This is a genomic window from Thermomonas paludicola (assembly GCF_024498955.1).
Classification (GTDB): domain Bacteria; phylum Pseudomonadota; class Gammaproteobacteria; order Xanthomonadales; family Xanthomonadaceae; genus Thermomonas; species Thermomonas paludicola.
Genome location: NZ_CP093311.1, coordinates 2,049,012 through 2,064,151, shown reverse-complemented (window position 1 = coordinate 2,064,151; position 15,140 = coordinate 2,049,012). Strand labels below are relative to the sequence as shown.

Below are 15,140 nucleotides of genomic sequence, written 5' to 3'. Positions count from 1 at the left end.
TTTTAACGGCCGCCCCCACCCCCGCCACCGCCACCGCCGCCGGACGAGCCGCCGCCACCGCCGCCGGACGAGCTGCCAGGCGGCGTGGAGGCAGAGGCGATCTGCGAGCTGAGGCTGCTGCCGATGGCACTGCTGAGCTGGTTGAGGCTGGAGATGCCGCTGCCGCGATACCAGTCGATGTTGGAGGTCGCCGCCGCCGCTGCCGTGGCGCCGACTGCCAGCGTGAATTTCTCGGTCCAGGCCTCTTCCACGTCCAGGGCCACCGCGTAGGGCAGCAGGAACTGATACCGCTCGGCGTTCAATTGCGGCGGTGCATCCGGGCCCTGCAGGCGCGCAAGTGCTTCGCGCTCGGCCACGCCGAGGTACAGCTTGAGCCCTTCGATGTCGTCCAGCAGCTTGCGGCCTTCGGGCGTCGGGGCCGGGATGACGCTGCCCAGCACGAACAGGGCGATCAGCATCAACACGCCAATGCCGATGATCAGCGGAATCCCGCCGCCATCGGCATGGAACAGCGCCAGCCCGATGCCGGTGGCGCCAATGAGGAATGCGATGCCGGTGCTGCCCGCGTTGCGCTTGAACATGCGCCCCGCATACGTTGCCTCCAGGATCCTGGTCTGCGCCGCGGTTGCCAATTGCAGAATGCTGTGGTTCCCGGTTTCCAGCGTGAGCGTGTCGCCGGCCCGGAACAGCCCGCCCAGCAGGACGCGTTGCGAGCCGGGCAGCGCGTCATCCGCCGTCTGCCGCGTGCGCTGCAGCGTCCAGTCGTCGCTGAGGAAGTGCTTGTCGCGCTCAATGGTGACCAGGCCGCGCACGGCCAGCGACAGCAGGTCCGAGGTGACGCAGCGGGTATCTGCGCGCATCCGCCGGATGAAGCGCAGTGCCGCCGGGGAATAGCCCTCGGGCGGGTTGTAGCGGGCGATGATGACGCCGGGCGCGGGGTCGCGGCCCACTTGCCGCCAGCGCTGCACCGCATAGGCGACCATCAGCAGCAGGCTGGCCAGCGCGATCAATACGCCACGGTTGTCCTTCAGCAGCCACTGCAGTCGCTGTGTCGAAGTGGGTGCGGTCACGACGCCCTTGGGGAAACCGAGCACGATGGTCAGCCCCTGTTGCGATGCCAGGGGTTGGGTCAGCTCCCAGCGTGCCTGGCCGGGTGCGGGCAGGGTGGCGCTGTAGTGCTGGCTGCTGTCCCCTTGCGCGCCGGTATAACCCTCGGCTTGCATGCGTTCCACCGGCACCGCCTGCGGCAGGCGCACATCGACGCTGCCGGTTTCGATGGGGAACGCCCAGCCGGTGCCGATCGCGTTCCAGTACAGCTCGTCATGGGCAGCGAAGAAGCCGAGCTGTCGGGTGGTGTGATAGCGCAGGGTGTAGGTGTACTCGGCTGGCACTGGCAGGAAGTCGTCATTGCCGGTGTTGACGCGCACGCCGTTGCTCATGGTCTCGGTGAACCACGGCTCGCTGTGGCCGTCGCGCAGCACGTTTTTCACCTGGAAATCGACCACCACGCGATTGCCGTGGCGATCGCGGTAGCGGGTGGGAAAGTCGCGGTAGATGCCGCGGCGGATCTGGTTGCCTTCAGCGCGCACGCGGATGTGTTCTTCCACGTCCATGCTGCCGTCGGCGTTCACCGCCACGTCGCTGTCATACGACAGGATGCGTTCCTGCGCGCGCGCCGGAAGCGCCAGCAACAGGCATGGCACGATCAGCGACAGCAGCCTGGCCTTCATGGCGCCAGCGCCACGGCCGGCGCGGCGCGGCTGCCGTCGTCGGCCTGGAAGAACTCGGCTGCGGAAAAGCCGAAGCTTCGCGCAATCAGCAGGTCTGGCAGGCGCTGGGTGGCATCGTTGTAGTCGCGCACCGCGCCGTTGTAGAAGCGGCGCGCGTACTGGAGATGTTCTTCCACAGTGACCAGCGCGGACGAAAGTTGGGCGAAGTTCTCGCTGGCCTTGAGTTCCGGATAGGCCTCGCGCAGCGCGATCAGACGGCCCAGTGCCTGTTCCAGTGCGGTCTCTGCCGTGCCTTGGCTTGCCGCGCCGCGTGCTGACAGCGCGTGTGCGCGCAGCTCGGTGACCGCTTCCAGCGTGGCACGCTCGTGTGCGGCGTAGCCCTTGACCGCTTCCACCAGTTGCGGGACCAGGTCATGCCGGCGTTGCAATTGCACGTCGATGTCTGCCCATGCCGTGCGCAACTGGTTGCGCAGTCGCACCAGCGTATTGAACGCCGCTGCGCCCCACAGCGCCAGGATGGTGATTGCAAGCAGTGCCACTATCGTCATCGCAGCATCTCGTCGAACCCATGACGATGGTAAACGCAGGCAGCGCGTGCGGTGGGACAGCGGGTATTCTCCGGCGCGGCTCAGTCCTGCTCGAAGCGCTGCACTTCCTGCAGTTGCGCGATGGCTTTGCGCAGGCTGCTGCCGGTCAGGCTGTCGTCCATCAGGCGGCCGAAGCGGGCGCGCTCGGGCTTGCGTGCCCAGTGATGGAACTGGAATGTGAGCATCAGTCCCAGCATGCCCACGCCCAGGCCGCCCCAGACCATCAGCGGCGCACGCTGCAGCAGGTCCACATCGCCCAGGCCGGCCAACGCCATCAGGATCGGCACCCACAGGAACCACCAGGGCAGGCCGGCGATCATCCCGCTGCGCACGTAGAGCGTGCGCGTGCGCGCAAGCTGCTTCTGGATGTCCACGACTGGCGCGGCATGGTCGATCTTCGCAAGTTGGCCCAGCACCACCCCTGCCGCGATGATCGTCAGCACGCCATAGAGGTGCAGTGCCACGCCCGCCACGATCACCGAGACGAATGCCGGTTTGCTCATCCAAAGCGCGCCGGCAAGAACGATGGCCGGCACGCCGATCAGCAGGATCTGCGCAATCTGCCCCCAGTAGATCGGGCGCAGGCTGCCGCGGGTCCTTGCCAGGGTTCGTTCGCGCAGTTCGTGCAGCTTCAGCGCGTTGTTGAGCTGCAGGCGCTGGTCCAGGGTCTGCCAGGCGGATTTGAAGTCGTCGAGTTCCATGATGATGTCCATGCGTGTGCTCAGAGGTCGTTGCGGATGCGCTGCTTCAGGCGCCCGATCTTGGTGGAGACATTGCTTTCGCTGATGCCGAGGATCTCGGCGATCTCGCGTTGGTTGCGTTCTTCCAGGTAGAGCAGCAGCAGCGCGCGATCCAGTGGCGGTTGCCGGGCGATGAACTGCTGCAACAGGCGCAGATGCTGTTCGGTCTCATGGTTGGCGGCGTTGCCATCCGCCATGTCGTGCAGAGAGTCATCCAGCGGCACCGCGTCATGGCGCAGTCGCACGTGGGTGCTGCGCACGTGCGAGATCGCCACGTTCAGGGCGATTCGGTACATCCAGGTGGTCACGCTGCGCGCCGGGTCGTAGGTCGGCCAGGCACGCCAGAGCTGTGCGGCGATTTCCTGCGCCAGGTCGGCGCGGTCCTCGTTGCCGCGCGCGTACGTGTTGGCGACTTTGAACACGATGCCGCCGTGTTGCTGCAACAGCTTGCTGAAGCAGGCGTGGGCGCCGTTCTCGGTCATGGTGGCGATGGTCTCCGTGGAATCACCGGCGCGTCGTGTGCGCCTCTTGCCACCATGATTCGCGGCAGCGCCGGGAATCTCACACGGCCCGGGGAAATCTCATTGCGGGCGAATGCGGATTTCGACATGGCCAACCGCAACCGTTTGCCCGGCGCGGATCTTGGCGGTCCTGCGATGTTCCACCCGCCCATCGACGAACACCGCGCCGCTGGCCACCAGCTGCTTGCCGGCACCGCCGGAATCGCACAGGCCAGCCAGCTTCAGCAGCTGGTTGAGTTCGACGAAGTCGCGGTCGAGTTCGAAATCGATGTGCTGCAGGTTGGTCACTGGATCGGTACCCGTGCGCGTTGTCCGTTGCGTTGGATCAGCACGCCCTTGCGGTCGATGCTGATGACTTCGATGCCGCCGGCGCGGTCGCCTTCGCCCATCCGCTGGCCATCGAGGATCACGAAGCGCCTGGCCGGGTCGGCATCCCACATATGCATGCTCAGCTTGACCGGCGGCAGCGCAGTGGCCGCGATGTCGGGCGCGTCGTTGTCGCTTGCGGGCGGTGCTGCGGGCTGGGCCCGCGGCGGGGCCTGCAAACTTGGGGTTGGAGGCGGCGGGAGCGTGCTCGCCGGCATGGCAACCACAGGCGATGGGCGCGGCATGGCGCGCGGCACCACGGCGGGAGCCGGCGGCGGTGGTGCCTGATCGCGGAGTGCCGGCGCAGGGGCAGGCGTTGCGTCGACGCTGCCCGGCGCGGTCTCGCCTGCGGTTGGCCAGTCGCGCAGCGCGGCCAGAACGATGCCGCCCGCCAGCGCCAGCGCCAGCGCCAGCGCCGGCCACAGCCAGGCTGGCACGACGCGGCGCGTGCGTGGCGGCGCGGGTGGCAGCTCCAGCGCCACGTCGGGTGCGCTGTCACGGCGGCGTTCGGCCTCGGATTTGCGCAGGGCTTCCAGGATCAGCGACATCGCAATTACTCCAGCGCCCGCAGCAGGTGCGGGCCGGGCAGGCCGTTGGCCAGTGCCATCAAGGTCAACGAACCGGCAATGCCGTCGCTCGGCAAGCCGCGCGCGTTTTGCACGTCGCGCACCGCACTGCGCAACGTCGCGTTGTAGGGCGCGCCCGGTGTGGCCGCATCGGGCAGGACGCGCAGCCACAGCCAATCCACCGTGGGGCCGCTGTTGCCGGGCATCGGCGGCGTCTCCAGCATCGCCGGGCCGCGCCACAGGCCGGCATAGCTGCCGTCCCAGTGTGCCTGCAGCAGCAGGCGATCCACGTGGATCGTTTGCGCGCCGATGCGCAGGCGCACGTTGCGGGCGTCGGCGCCCAGCAGCAGCGCCCACGCCTCGGCGCCGCCTTCGCGCAGATGCAGGAGCAGTGGCCGATCCACCGCCGTCAACGTGTCCAGCCGCGCGCGGCCCTGCACGCAGTGCAGTTCCGGCTGCGTGCCTGCCGGCGTGCAGGGGCCGGCGGGGTCGATGGTGACGGCATCTGCGGGCAGCGACCACAGCCCCAGCAGCTGCTGCCATGCCGGTACCAGCGTGTTGGCCTGGTTGGCGAGCAGTCGCGCAAGTGCTGCGGCATCGGGGTTTGCGCTGTGCGTGGCAGCGATGCCGGAAGCGCCCTGCCGGGCGGCGGCAACGGGTGGCGCGGGCAAGGGGGATGCAGCGCGGTGGCCACGCCACCACAGCGCCAGCAGGCCAAGGGCGAGCACGCCGCCGATCGCCGCAAGCCACGCGCCGTGCCGGTGCGGCGTCAGCTTGGGTGGCAGCACTTCGTCGGCTGCAAGATCCACCAGCCTGGCATCGATGCTGATGGCGTCGCGCGCATATCCAGCCAGCAACGCACGCTCGGCGATCACGTTGAGCAGGCGCGGCACGCCGCCGGCGCGCTGGTGCAGGCGCTGCACCGCCTTGGCATCGAACGGGAAACGCGTGCCGCCCGCAACGCGCCAGCGATGGCGCAGGTAGGCGTCGGCTTCGCGCGCATCCAGGGGTTGCAGGTGGAAGCGTGCGGTGATGCGCTGCGCCAGCTGGCGCAGTTCCGGGCGCGCCAGCAGCGTGCGCAGTTCGGGCTGACCCAGCAGCAGCACCTGCAGGAGCTTTTGGGTATCGGTTTCCAGGTTGGTCAGCAAGCGCACCTGTTCCAGGGTCTCCGCTGGCAGGTTTTGCGCTTCGTCGATCAACACCACCACGCGCAGGCCGTGGGCATAGGCATCCAGCAGGAACGCGTTGAGCGTGTCGATCAGCGCCTTGCTGCTGCCGCGCTTGCCGTCGATGTCGAGGCGCAGCTCCTCGCAGATGGTTTCCAGCAATTCGATCGCGTTCTGGCGGGGGTTCAGGACCAGCGCGATGCGCGCGTGCTCCGGCAGTTGTTCCAGCAGCAGGCGGCTGAGCGTGGTCTTGCCGGTGCCGACCTCGCCGGTCAACTGCACGAAGCCGCCGCTGCCGCCCTTGTCGATGCCGAACAGCAGGTGGGCCAAGGCGTCCCGGTGGCGCTCGCTCAGATGCACGAAGCGCGGGTCCGGGGTGATGGAAAAGGGCGGCTCGTTGAGGCCGTAGTAGCGCAGATACATTCGCCTAGCCTGCCATGTCTTGGCGTCAGTCGGCGACGTGGTGAGTTTCGCTCACGCCGATCTGCTCGGCATGGGCGGGTTTGCGCCGGCTTGCCAGCAGTCCCTGGGCGAACACCACGCCGAGGATGATGGCCACGCCCAGGTAGAACGTGCCGGTCAGTTCCTGCTGCTCGTGGAACAGCACCGCCGCCAGCACGATGGCATACACCGGCTCCAGGTTCACCGACAGTTGCGCGGTGAACGCCGACAGGTGGCGCAGCGCGACCAGGCACAAGGCGAATGGCAGCAGGGTGCAGGCCATCGACAGCAGCAGCATCCACAGCGCGTCCATGCCGGTTGGCAGCACCAGCAGCGGCCCGGCGAACGCGGGGATCAGGCGCGGCATCAGCGGAGCAAGCAGGGTCAGGACCAGGGTGCCTGCGCCGAGCTCCAGCGCGGTGACGGTCAAGGGATCGCCGGCATCCACCATGCGCTTGTTGAGGGTGCCGAACAGCGCCACCAGCGCCGCCGACGCAACCCCGGCCACGATCCCGGCGTGCATGTTCACCGGAACGCCGCCAACCACCAGCCAGATGCCGGGCAGTGAGGCCAGGCCCAGCAGCAGGTCGCCCGGACGGAAGCGCTGGCGGGTGAGCAGCGGTTCCACCAGCGCGGTCATCGGGGTGGCGAAGGCAAGGCAGGTGGCGGCCACCGAGGCGTTGGCCAGTTTGATGGCGCCGTAGAACGTCAGCCAGTGCAGTGCCACCAGCGCGCCGATGCCGGCATAGGCCCAGCGCGTGCGGGTCGGCATTGCCGCCAGCCCGCGCCAGACCTTGGGCAGCAGCGCCAGCGCGGCGACGACCAGCAACATCCGCCACCACACCAGCGGCAGTGCAGGCAGCGTGATGAGTTTCCCGAGGATCGCGGTGAAACCCCACAGCAGCACGCAGAAGTGGATCTGCCAGAGCGCGCGGGTGGTGTGGGAGTCGGCCATCCGCGCATTATCAGGGTGCGCGCATCCCGGCGGGAGAGGGCAGGCGTGACCGATGGCGCATCGCGTGCTGGCGCCGGCGCCGGCATACTCGGCGCTTTCGACCGTTGGGAGTGTCCGTCATGCGCATCACCACGCTGGCCATCGCGCTGGCCCTGACCTTGACCACCGCCGCGCCGGTGCTGGCACAGCAGGCGCCTCCGGTGCGCATCGACGATACCGCGGCACCCTTGCAGATGATGCTGCCGGATGCGGCGCGGCTGGCCCGCTTCGATACCTACGTCGAAGCGGTGCAGAAGCAGTTCGACGTGCCGGGCGTGGCGGTGGCCATCGTCAAGGACGGCCAGGTGGTGATGGCGCGAGGCTACGGCGTGCGCGAGTTGGGCAAGCCCGCGAAAGTGGACGAACACACCATGTTCGCCATCGCGTCCAACACCAAGGCGTTCACCGCGGCCGCGCTGAACATCCTGCAGGACGACGGCAAGCTTGCGACCACCGACCGGGTCATCGACCACCTGCCGTGGTTCCGCATGAGCGACGCCTACGTCACCCGCGAGATGCGCATCCGCGACCTGCTGGCGCACCGCAGCGGCCTGAGCCTGGGCGCCGGCGACCTGCTGTACTGGCCCACCACCACGTATTCCAGCCGCGAGGTCGCCGAGCGGCTCAAGGACGTGCCGCTGACCGGCGGCTTCCGCGAGCAGTACGCCTACGACAATATCCTGTTCGGGGTGGCCAGCCTGGTGATCGAGGAAGCGTCGGGCATGTCGTACCGCCAGTTCCTGCAAACCCGCATCTGGCAACCGCTGGGGATGACCGAGACGCGCTTCAACGGCGACGACCTGAAGCCCGGCGACAACGTGGCGGTGGGCAACGCCAAGTTCGACTTCAAGGACCTGCGCCCGGTCGGCGTCACCACCTGGCGCAACGTGTCCGGCGCGGGCGGCCTCTATTCCAGCGTGCACGACCTGAGCAAATGGATGAACGCGCAGCTGGCCGGCGGCGAGATTCCCGGCAGCGGCGGCAAGCGCCTGTTCTCCGAGCAGCGCCAGCGCGAGATGTGGACGGTGCTGACGCCGATTCCGGTCGGCAAGCCCTCCATCCCGGAACTGGCCGCGGCGACGCCGAACGCGATGGGCTACGGCCAGGGCTGGAACCTGTCCGATTACGCCGGCCACAAGCTGGTCTGGCACACCGGTGGCTGGCCGGGGCAGGTGTCGCGCCTGACCCTGCTGCCCAACGAGAAGATCGGCGTGGTGGTGCTGACCAGCGCCGAGGTCGGCGTCGCCTTCAATGCGATCACCTACGAAGCGCTGGACATGATGCTGGGCAACGGCGGCCACGACTGGCTGAAGGGCTACGGCATCGCCTTCGAGAAATCGCAGGGCAACGCCGACGCCGACTGGCAGAAGCACGTCGCCGCCCGCGACACGGCCAGCAAGCCCTCGCTGCCGCTGGTGAAGTACGCCGGCACCTACCGCGACCCGTGGTACGGCGACGTCGTCATCCGCCAGGGCGCGAAGGGGCTGGAGATGCAGTTCGGCAAGACCGCCGAGCTGCTGGGCGACATCGAGCACTGGCAGCACGACAGTTTCATCGTGCGCTGGCGCGACCGCGGCCTGAACGCCGATGCCTTCGTCAATTTCTCGCTGGATGCCGATGGCGCGATCCGCGAGGTGCGGATGCAGCCGGTGTCGCCGCTGACCGATTTCAGCTTCGACTTCCAGGACCTGCGGCTGGTGCCGGTGGCGACGAAATAAAGGCGGCTTGGTATCGTGGTGCAGATGGACTCCGCCGCACTCGACATCCTCCGCACCACCTTCGGTCACCCCGGTTTTCGCGGCGAACAGGCGCGCATCATTGACTGCGTCACCCGGGGCGGCGACGCCCTGGTGCTGATGCCCACCGGCGGCGGCAAGTCGCTGTGCTACCAGTTGCCGGCCTTGCTGCGCCAGGGTTGCGGCATCGTCGTCTCGCCGCTGATTGCACTGATGCAAGACCAGGTCGACGCGTTGCGCCAATTGGGCGTGCGCGCAGCCTTCCTCAATTCAACGCTGGATGCGGCGACTGCGCGCGAGGTAGAGGACGCGTTGCTGGATGGCCAGCTTGACCTGCTCTACGTCGCGCCGGAGCGCCTGCTGACGCCGCGCTGCATGGCGCTGCTGGATCGGGCGAAAATCGCCCTGTTCGCGATCGACGAAGCCCACTGCGTTTCGCAATGGGGCCACGATTTCCGCCGTGAATACCGCGAACTCACCGTGCTGCACGAGCGCTGGCCGCAGGTGCCGCGCATCGCGCTGACCGCCACCGCCGACGCGCCCACCCGCGCTGAAATCGCCGAGCGGCTGGCGCTGGAGGATGCGCAGCAGTTCGTCAGCTCCTTCGACCGCCCCAACATTCGCTATCGGGTCGTGCTGAAGGACGGCAGCGGGCAGCGCGGCCTGCTGGAGCTGATCGCCAGCCATCCCGACGACAGCGGGATCGTGTATGCGTTCTCGCGCAAGCGCGTGGAGAGCATTGCCGTGCAGTTGGCGCAGGCGGGGATCAAGGCACTGCCCTACCACGCGGGCATGTCGGCGGACGTGCGCGCGGCCAACCAGCGCCGTTTCCTGCAGGAAGACGGTGTGGTGATGGTGGCGACGATCGCGTTCGGCATGGGCATCGACAAGCCCGACGTGCGCTTCGTGGCGCACGTTGACCTGCCCAAGTCGATCGAGGGGTATTACCAGGAAACCGGCCGTGCCGGCCGCGATGGCGAGCCGGCCGAGGCATGGTTGAGCTACGGGCTGGGCGACGTGGTGAACCTGCGCCAGCTGATCGCGCTGTCCGATGCGGGCGATGAGCGCAAGCAGCTGGAGCTGCGCAAGCTGGATGCGCTGCTGGGGTTCTGCGAGTCCACCCAGTGCCGGCGGCAGGCGCTGCTGGGCTGGTTCGGCGAATCGCATCCCGGTGCTTGCGGCAACTGCGACAACTGCTTGAATCCGCCCGAACGCTGGGACGCCACGCAGGCGGCGCGCAAGGCGTTGAGCTGCGTGTATCGCAGCGGGCAGCGCTTCGGCGCGGGCCACGTCATCGACATCCTGCGCGGCGTGGAAAGCGAGAAGGTGCAGCGCTTCGGCCATGACCAGCTGTCCACCTGGGCCATTGGCGCGGACATGGATGTCAAGCAGTGGAGCAGCGTGTTTCGCCAGCTGGTGGCGCTGGGCATGCTGGAAGCCGACAGCGAGCGCCACAACGCGCTGCGGCTGACGGGCGCCGCAACGCCTGTGCTGAAAGGCGAACGCACGCTGTGGATGCGCATGGATCCTCCCAGGGCATCGCGATCGCGCGCGCGCGGCCGCGCAGCCGCGCCAGTGTCGGCGCTGTCCTCCGAGGCGGGCCTGCGCTTTGCCGCGCTGCGGGAATGGCGCGCGGAGATGGCACGCGAACAGGACGTGCCGGCGTACGTGATTTTCCACGACGCCACGTTGCGCACGCTTGCGGACATGGCGCCAAGCGGCCTGCACGAGCTGGCGGCAGTTCCCGGCATCGGCAGCAGCAAGCTTGAACGCTACGGCGATGCGGTACTGCAGCTGTTGCAGCAGGCGCACACGGACGTCGTTTGACCGGCGGCGCCAGCGCCGCCTGCAAGCGCGGCATCAGCGATAGCCGGATGCCTGCAATTCGAACAATTCCGCATAGCGCCCGTGCTGCGCCATCAATTCTTCATGCGTGCCGCTGGCCTCCAGCTTGCCCTCGGCCAGCACCAGGATGCGGTCGGCCATGCGCACGCTGCTGAAACGATGGCTGATCAACACGGCGGTGCGGTTGTCCGAGAGTTCCTTGAAACGTTCGAACACCTCGAATTCGCTGCGCGCATCCAGCGCAGCGGTGGGTTCGTCGAGGATCATCACCTGCGCATCGCGCATGTACGCACGCGCGATGGCGACCTTTTGCCACTGACCGCCGGATAGATCCACGCCATCCTTGAAGCGACGGCCGATGACCTGGTCAAAGCCCTTCGGCAGGCTGTCGATGACTTCATCGGCCATGCCGCGATGCGCGGCGCGTTCGATGCGGGCACGGTCGTGCATGGCATCGATCTGGCCCACGCCGATGTTCTCCGCCGCGGTCAGGTGATAGCGCACGAAGTCCTGGAAGATCACCCCGATGTTGGCGCGCAGGTCATCCAGGGCGTACTCCTTGAGATCGCGGCCATCCAGCAAAATGCGGCCTTCGTCGGGGTCGTAGAGCCGCGCCAGCAGCTTGACCAGCGTGGTCTTGCCGGCGCCGTTCTCGCCGACCAGCGCCAGCACCTCGCCGGCATGCAGTTCGAAGCTCAGCCCGCGCAGCGCCCAGCGCTCGGCGCCTTCGTAGCGGAAGCCGACATTGTCGAACACGAAGCCGCTGCGGATCGGGGCCGGCACGGGAATGGCATCCGGCTTGCTGCGGATTTTCGCTTCAATCCGGAAAAACGAGTACAGGTCATCCAGATACAGCGCCTGGCTTGCGACCTGCGAAAACCCGCTCAGCAGGCTTTCCAGCAATTGGCGCAGGCGCCGGAAACTGCCGGCCAGGAAGGTCAGGTCGCCGATGCTGAAGTCGCCGCGCACCGTGCGCCAGGCGATGTAGGCGTAGGCGATGTAATAGCCCAGCGTGCCCAGTGCCGCCAGCAAGGTGCCCCACAGCGCCCGCTTGCCGGCCAGGATCCTGTTGCCCGCATAGAACGTGTCGGACAGGAAGCGGAAGCGTTCGATGAAGAAGCGATTGAGGTTGAAGATCTTGACCTCTTTCGCAGTGTCCACGCTGGCGCCCATCTGCCGCAGGTATTCCAGCTGGCGGCGCTCCGGCGTCCATTGGAAATTGAGCGCGTAGTTGAGCGCGTTGAAATGCGACTCGCCGATGAACGCCGGAATCAGCGCCACCGCCAGCAGCAGCATCAGCCACGGTGCATACGCCAGCAGGCCAGCGGCGAAGCTGATGACCGTGATCACGTCCTGCGCCTGCCCGAACAACTGGCTGAGCAGGTTCATGCGGCCCATTGTCTGCCGCCGCGCACGGTCCAGCTTGTCCTGCAGGTCGGCGTCCTCGAAGTCTTCCAGATCCAGCGTGGCCGCGTGTTCCATCAGGCGGATGCTGGTCGCGTTGGTAAAGCGCTCGGACAGCAGCGTGTCCACGTATGCCACCAGCCGGCCCAGCAGGTCGGCGCCAATCGCCAGCGCAAACTCGATTGCCAGCAGCGTGACCAGATGGTCGAGTTGTCCCGCATGCCAGGCAGGCAGGAGCTCGTGTTCGACGCCAAGCCCAAGCAGGTGCACGGCTTCGTCGATGATGAGCTTGCCGACGAACAGCGTGGCGATCGGCAGGAATGCGCGGATCAGGCGGATGCCGATCGAGGCCAGCGTCATCGGCCTGCTGGTGCCCCATATTTCGCGCAGGAACGGCGCAATGTTGCGCATCGCGCTGAAGCGCTGGCGCATGTTCATCCGGGAGGCGGGCAGGGGTGGCGGCATCGCGCAATTGTGAGCGATCATCGGGTGCGGCGGATGTGAATGCGCGCAACGCGTGGATCCGCCACCTGCACGTCGCTGGTTTGCTCGCGTTCGCGGGTGGACTCCGTCGCGGCTCCATGTCCCTGCCAAGCCGGCTATATCCCACGAGGATCCTGTTCCGATGCATACCGAACCCGCTGATCTGGCGAACCTGGACCTGTCACCGGCCGACATGCAGGCCATGGGAAATCTGGTGGTGGCGCGCGCGGTGGGGCATCTGGCCGCGCTGCAATCCACGCCCATCCTTGGCGAATACGCCGGCATTGAGGCGCTGTGCCGCGACCTGCGCGAAGGCGCGCCTGAACACGGTGCCGCGCTTGAATCGCTGCTGGCCCCGCTGTTCGATGACTGGATGCCGCGCGCCTTCGGCACCGCCCATGCCGGCTACATGGCCTACATTCCGGGCGGCGGCGTGTATCCGGCGGCCTTGGCGGATTTCATCGCCGATGCCGCCAACCGCTATACCGGCGTCTGGCAGGCGGCGCCGGCGCTGGTGCAACTGGAGGCCAACGCACTGGACTGGCTGCGCAACTGGATGCAGTTCCCGGATGCCGCGCGCGGGCTGTTCACCACCGGCGGTTCGATGGCGATGTTCAACGCCATCGCCTGCGCGCGCGAACGCCTGCTCGGGAACGACATCCGTTCCGGCGTGCTGTATGTGAGCTCGCAAACCCATCACTGCGTGGTCAAGGCGGCCAAACTGGCCGGCATCGCGCATGACCGCGTGCGGGTGGTCGAGGTGGATCAGGACTTCCGCATGCGCGTGGATGCCCTTGAGCGTGCAATCGTCGCTGATCGCGGCGCCGGCCTGACGCCCTTCATGGTGTTCTCCACCGCCGGCACCACCAACACCGGCGCGGTGGATCCGATCGATGCAGTGGCCGATGTCGCCGCGCGCGAGCACCTGTGGCATCACGTGGATGGCGCTTACGGCGGCTTCTTCCACATGGTGCCGGAGTTGCGCCCGCTGCTTGGTGGTTTGTCGCGTGCGGATTCGCTCACCCTCGATCCGCACAAGGGCATGTTCCTGCCCTACGGCACCGGCGCGCTGCTGGTGCGCGATGGCGAAGCGCTGCGCGCCCTGCACAGTTCCACGGCCGGCTATCTGCCGGACAACCAGAGCGAGTTCTACGATCCTGCCCAATACGGGCCGGACCTGTCGCGTGGATTCCCGGGGTTGCGGGTGTGGCTGACGGTGAAGTTCTTCGGCGCGGCGAAGTACCGCGCGGCGCTGGCGGAAAAGCGCGCGCTGGCGGTGTGGGCAGCCGAACAGGTGGCGCAGATTCCCGGCGTGGTGATGGATGCGATGCCGCAGCTGTCGCTGTTCGCCTTCCATCTGCAAAGCCCGGCGCTTGCGACGCTGGCGGCGCAGAATACGGCGACGCGCGCGCTGATGGATCGCGTCACCGCGCGCGGCGAGGTGATGGTGACCGGCGCGATGGTGGGGGAGCGTTTCCTGGCACGCGTCTGCGTGTTGAGCTTCCGCACCCGGCGCGCACAGATGGATATCTGTGTCCGGCAGCTGGCGGAGGAAACGGCATTGCTGCTGGCGGAAGCAGCAAAGCACGCATGAGCAGCGAGGTGGTCTGCCCGGTTTTCGGTTTCGGCCCGCGCTGGGGACGGCGCTTTTACGCCGCTGGCCAGTCCAGTTCGCCACGCACCACGGTCACCGCGCGGCCACCGGACCAGACCTCGCCGTGGGCATCGACCGTCAGCTCGATGATCGCGTCGTGTCCCACTTCGCGGCCTTGGCTGACCCGGTAGAACCCGTCGCTGCCGGGCAGGGCGTTGCGGTCTGCCAGCCACGCGGCCAGCGTGGCGTTGGCAGCGCCCGAGGCGGCATCTTCAAAATGCGCCGGTGCGCCCACGAAGGCACGCACGGCGAAATAGTGGATGGGGTCGGCGCTGCGCGCATACACGAATACCCCCATGCTGCTGGTCGCTTCCGCCAGTGTGCTGATCGCTTCCCAGTTTGGCCTGATGCTGCGCAGGTGCGCTTCGCTGGCCAGTTCCACCAGCCACCAGCGGCGACCGCCGTCCATCAGCACCGGCGGCAGCGCGCCCAGCTGCAGGCCGGCCAGCGCGGCGGCTAGGCGGGTGTCGTCGGCCGCGGCGATTTCCTGCACGCGGGCACGCGGCGTGCGTACCGCAATCGTGCGCGTCACGCCTTCGCCACGCACCTGCAGTGGCAGCAGGCCGGCCACGCCTTCCTGCACCAGCAGGCCGTCGCGTGGCGTCACCCGTCCGGCATCCAGCAACACGTGGGCGGTGCCCACGCTGGGATGTCCGGCGAACGGCACTTCCCGACGCGGGCTGAACATGCGGATGCGATGGGTTGCCTGCGCGGATGTCGGCGGACACACGAAGGTGGTTTCCGGCAGGCGCGTCCAGCGCGCGATGGCTTGCATTGCGGCATCGTCCAGTCCCTGCGCATCCAGCACCACGGCCAGCGGGTTGCCGTTGCCGGGACGAGAGGCGAAGACGTCAAGTTGCAGGTAGCGGCGCTTCATGAGGGGCGGGGTGCGGGGCGTGAGGGTCGC

The 15,140-nt window shown here is 67.7% G+C and carries 13 protein-coding genes; 3 read left to right on the top strand and 10 right to left on the bottom strand.

Annotation, left to right across the window (positions count from 1 at the left end):
* Positions 1-2 precede the first annotated feature (2 nt).
* The 8 genes from LIW09_RS09695 to LIW09_RS09660 form a co-directional block, all read right to left on the bottom strand.
* A complete protein-coding gene (locus tag LIW09_RS09695) occupies positions 3-1,730 on the bottom strand; it encodes a DUF2207 domain-containing protein (RefSeq protein ID WP_256645424.1) in 1,728 nt (575 codons plus the stop codon).
* Positions 1,727-2,278 (bottom strand): LemA family protein, encoded by a 552-nt coding sequence (locus LIW09_RS09690; RefSeq protein ID WP_256645423.1) that lies wholly within the window; start codon positions 2,276-2,278, stop codon positions 1,727-1,729. Before LIW09_RS09690 ends, LIW09_RS09695 begins: the two co-directional genes overlap by 4 nt.
* Before the next feature lie 80 nt (positions 2,279-2,358).
* Positions 2,359-3,030 (bottom strand): serine/threonine protein kinase, encoded by a 672-nt coding sequence (locus LIW09_RS09685; protein WP_256645422.1) that lies wholly within the window; start codon positions 3,028-3,030, stop codon positions 2,359-2,361.
* A gap of 8 nt (positions 3,031-3,038) precedes the next feature.
* Entirely contained in the window at positions 3,039-3,539 is a 501-nt protein-coding gene (locus tag LIW09_RS09680; RefSeq protein WP_256645421.1) for an RNA polymerase sigma factor, read from the bottom strand.
* Between the two features lie 99 nt (positions 3,540-3,638).
* Positions 3,639-3,857, bottom strand: coding sequence for an RNA-binding S4 domain-containing protein (locus tag LIW09_RS09675; protein ID WP_256647212.1), 219 nt, complete (start codon positions 3,855-3,857; stop codon positions 3,639-3,641).
* 5 nt (positions 3,858-3,862) lie between these two features.
* Positions 3,863-4,492, bottom strand: coding sequence for a general secretion pathway protein GspB (locus LIW09_RS09670; protein ID WP_256645420.1), 630 nt, complete (start codon positions 4,490-4,492; stop codon positions 3,863-3,865).
* Positions 4,493-4,497: 5 nt separating this feature from the next.
* Positions 4,498-6,099, bottom strand: coding sequence for an ExeA family protein (locus LIW09_RS09665; protein WP_256645419.1), 1,602 nt, complete (start codon positions 6,097-6,099; stop codon positions 4,498-4,500).
* Between the two features lie 25 nt (positions 6,100-6,124).
* Positions 6,125-7,072 (bottom strand): DMT family transporter, encoded by a 948-nt coding sequence (locus LIW09_RS09660; protein ID WP_256645418.1) that lies wholly within the window; start codon positions 7,070-7,072, stop codon positions 6,125-6,127.
* A 233-nt stretch (positions 7,073-7,305) separates the two neighbouring features.
* Between LIW09_RS09660 and LIW09_RS09655 the strand changes: the two genes are divergently transcribed.
* Both LIW09_RS09655 and recQ read left to right on the top strand, forming a co-directional pair.
* Positions 7,306-8,829, top strand: coding sequence for a serine hydrolase (locus LIW09_RS09655; RefSeq protein WP_256647211.1), 1,524 nt, complete (start codon positions 7,306-7,308; stop codon positions 8,827-8,829).
* A gap of 24 nt (positions 8,830-8,853) precedes the next feature.
* Positions 8,854-10,674 (top strand): DNA helicase RecQ, encoded by a 1,821-nt coding sequence (gene recQ / locus LIW09_RS09650; RefSeq protein ID WP_256645417.1) that lies wholly within the window; start codon positions 8,854-8,856, stop codon positions 10,672-10,674.
* Positions 10,675-10,707: 33 nt separating this feature from the next.
* On the opposite strand, the gene LIW09_RS09645 is transcribed toward recQ, so the two are convergent.
* A complete protein-coding gene (locus tag LIW09_RS09645; protein WP_256645416.1) occupies positions 10,708-12,561 on the bottom strand; it encodes an ABC transporter ATP-binding protein in 1,854 nt (617 codons plus the stop codon).
* Positions 12,562-12,721: 160 nt separating this feature from the next.
* Between LIW09_RS09645 and LIW09_RS09640 the strand changes: the two genes are divergently transcribed.
* Positions 12,722-14,173, top strand: coding sequence for a pyridoxal phosphate-dependent decarboxylase family protein (locus tag LIW09_RS09640; protein ID WP_256645415.1), 1,452 nt, complete (start codon positions 12,722-12,724; stop codon positions 14,171-14,173).
* A gap of 55 nt (positions 14,174-14,228) precedes the next feature.
* On the opposite strand, the gene LIW09_RS09635 is transcribed toward LIW09_RS09640, so the two are convergent.
* Positions 14,229-15,110 (bottom strand): PhzF family phenazine biosynthesis protein, encoded by an 882-nt coding sequence (locus tag LIW09_RS09635; protein ID WP_256645414.1) that lies wholly within the window; start codon positions 15,108-15,110, stop codon positions 14,229-14,231.
* Between the last annotated feature and the right edge of the window lie 30 nt (positions 15,111-15,140).

Excerpts from the sequence above, each read along its gene's own strand:
- LIW09_RS09655 (WP_256647211.1), top strand. The coding sequence starts at position 7,306 with ATGATGCTGCCGGATGCGGCGCGGCTGGCCCGCTTCGATACCTACGTC.
- LIW09_RS09635 (WP_256645414.1), bottom strand. The coding sequence starts at position 15,110 with ATGAAGCGCCGCTACCTGCAACTTGACGTCTTCGCCTCTCGTCCCGGC.
- LIW09_RS09670 (WP_256645420.1), bottom strand. The coding sequence starts at position 4,492 with ATGTCGCTGATCCTGGAAGCCCTGCGCAAATCCGAGGCCGAACGCCGC.
- LIW09_RS09645 (WP_256645416.1), bottom strand. The coding sequence starts at position 12,561 with ATGCCGCCACCCCTGCCCGCCTCCCGGATGAACATGCGCCAGCGCTTC.
- LIW09_RS09665 (WP_256645419.1), bottom strand. The coding sequence starts at position 6,099 with ATGTATCTGCGCTACTACGGCCTCAACGAGCCGCCCTTTTCCATCACC.
- LIW09_RS09640 (WP_256645415.1), top strand. The coding sequence starts at position 12,722 with ATGCATACCGAACCCGCTGATCTGGCGAACCTGGACCTGTCACCGGCC.
- LIW09_RS09690 (WP_256645423.1), bottom strand. The coding sequence starts at position 2,278 with ATGACGATAGTGGCACTGCTTGCAATCACCATCCTGGCGCTGTGGGGC.
- LIW09_RS09660 (WP_256645418.1), bottom strand. The coding sequence starts at position 7,072 with ATGGCCGACTCCCACACCACCCGCGCGCTCTGGCAGATCCACTTCTGC.
- LIW09_RS09680 (WP_256645421.1), bottom strand. The coding sequence starts at position 3,539 with ATGACCGAGAACGGCGCCCACGCCTGCTTCAGCAAGCTGTTGCAGCAA.
- recQ (WP_256645417.1), top strand. The coding sequence starts at position 8,854 with ATGGACTCCGCCGCACTCGACATCCTCCGCACCACCTTCGGTCACCCC.
- LIW09_RS09685 (WP_256645422.1), bottom strand. The coding sequence starts at position 3,030 with ATGGACATCATCATGGAACTCGACGACTTCAAATCCGCCTGGCAGACC.
- LIW09_RS09695 (WP_256645424.1), bottom strand. The coding sequence starts at position 1,730 with ATGAAGGCCAGGCTGCTGTCGCTGATCGTGCCATGCCTGTTGCTGGCG.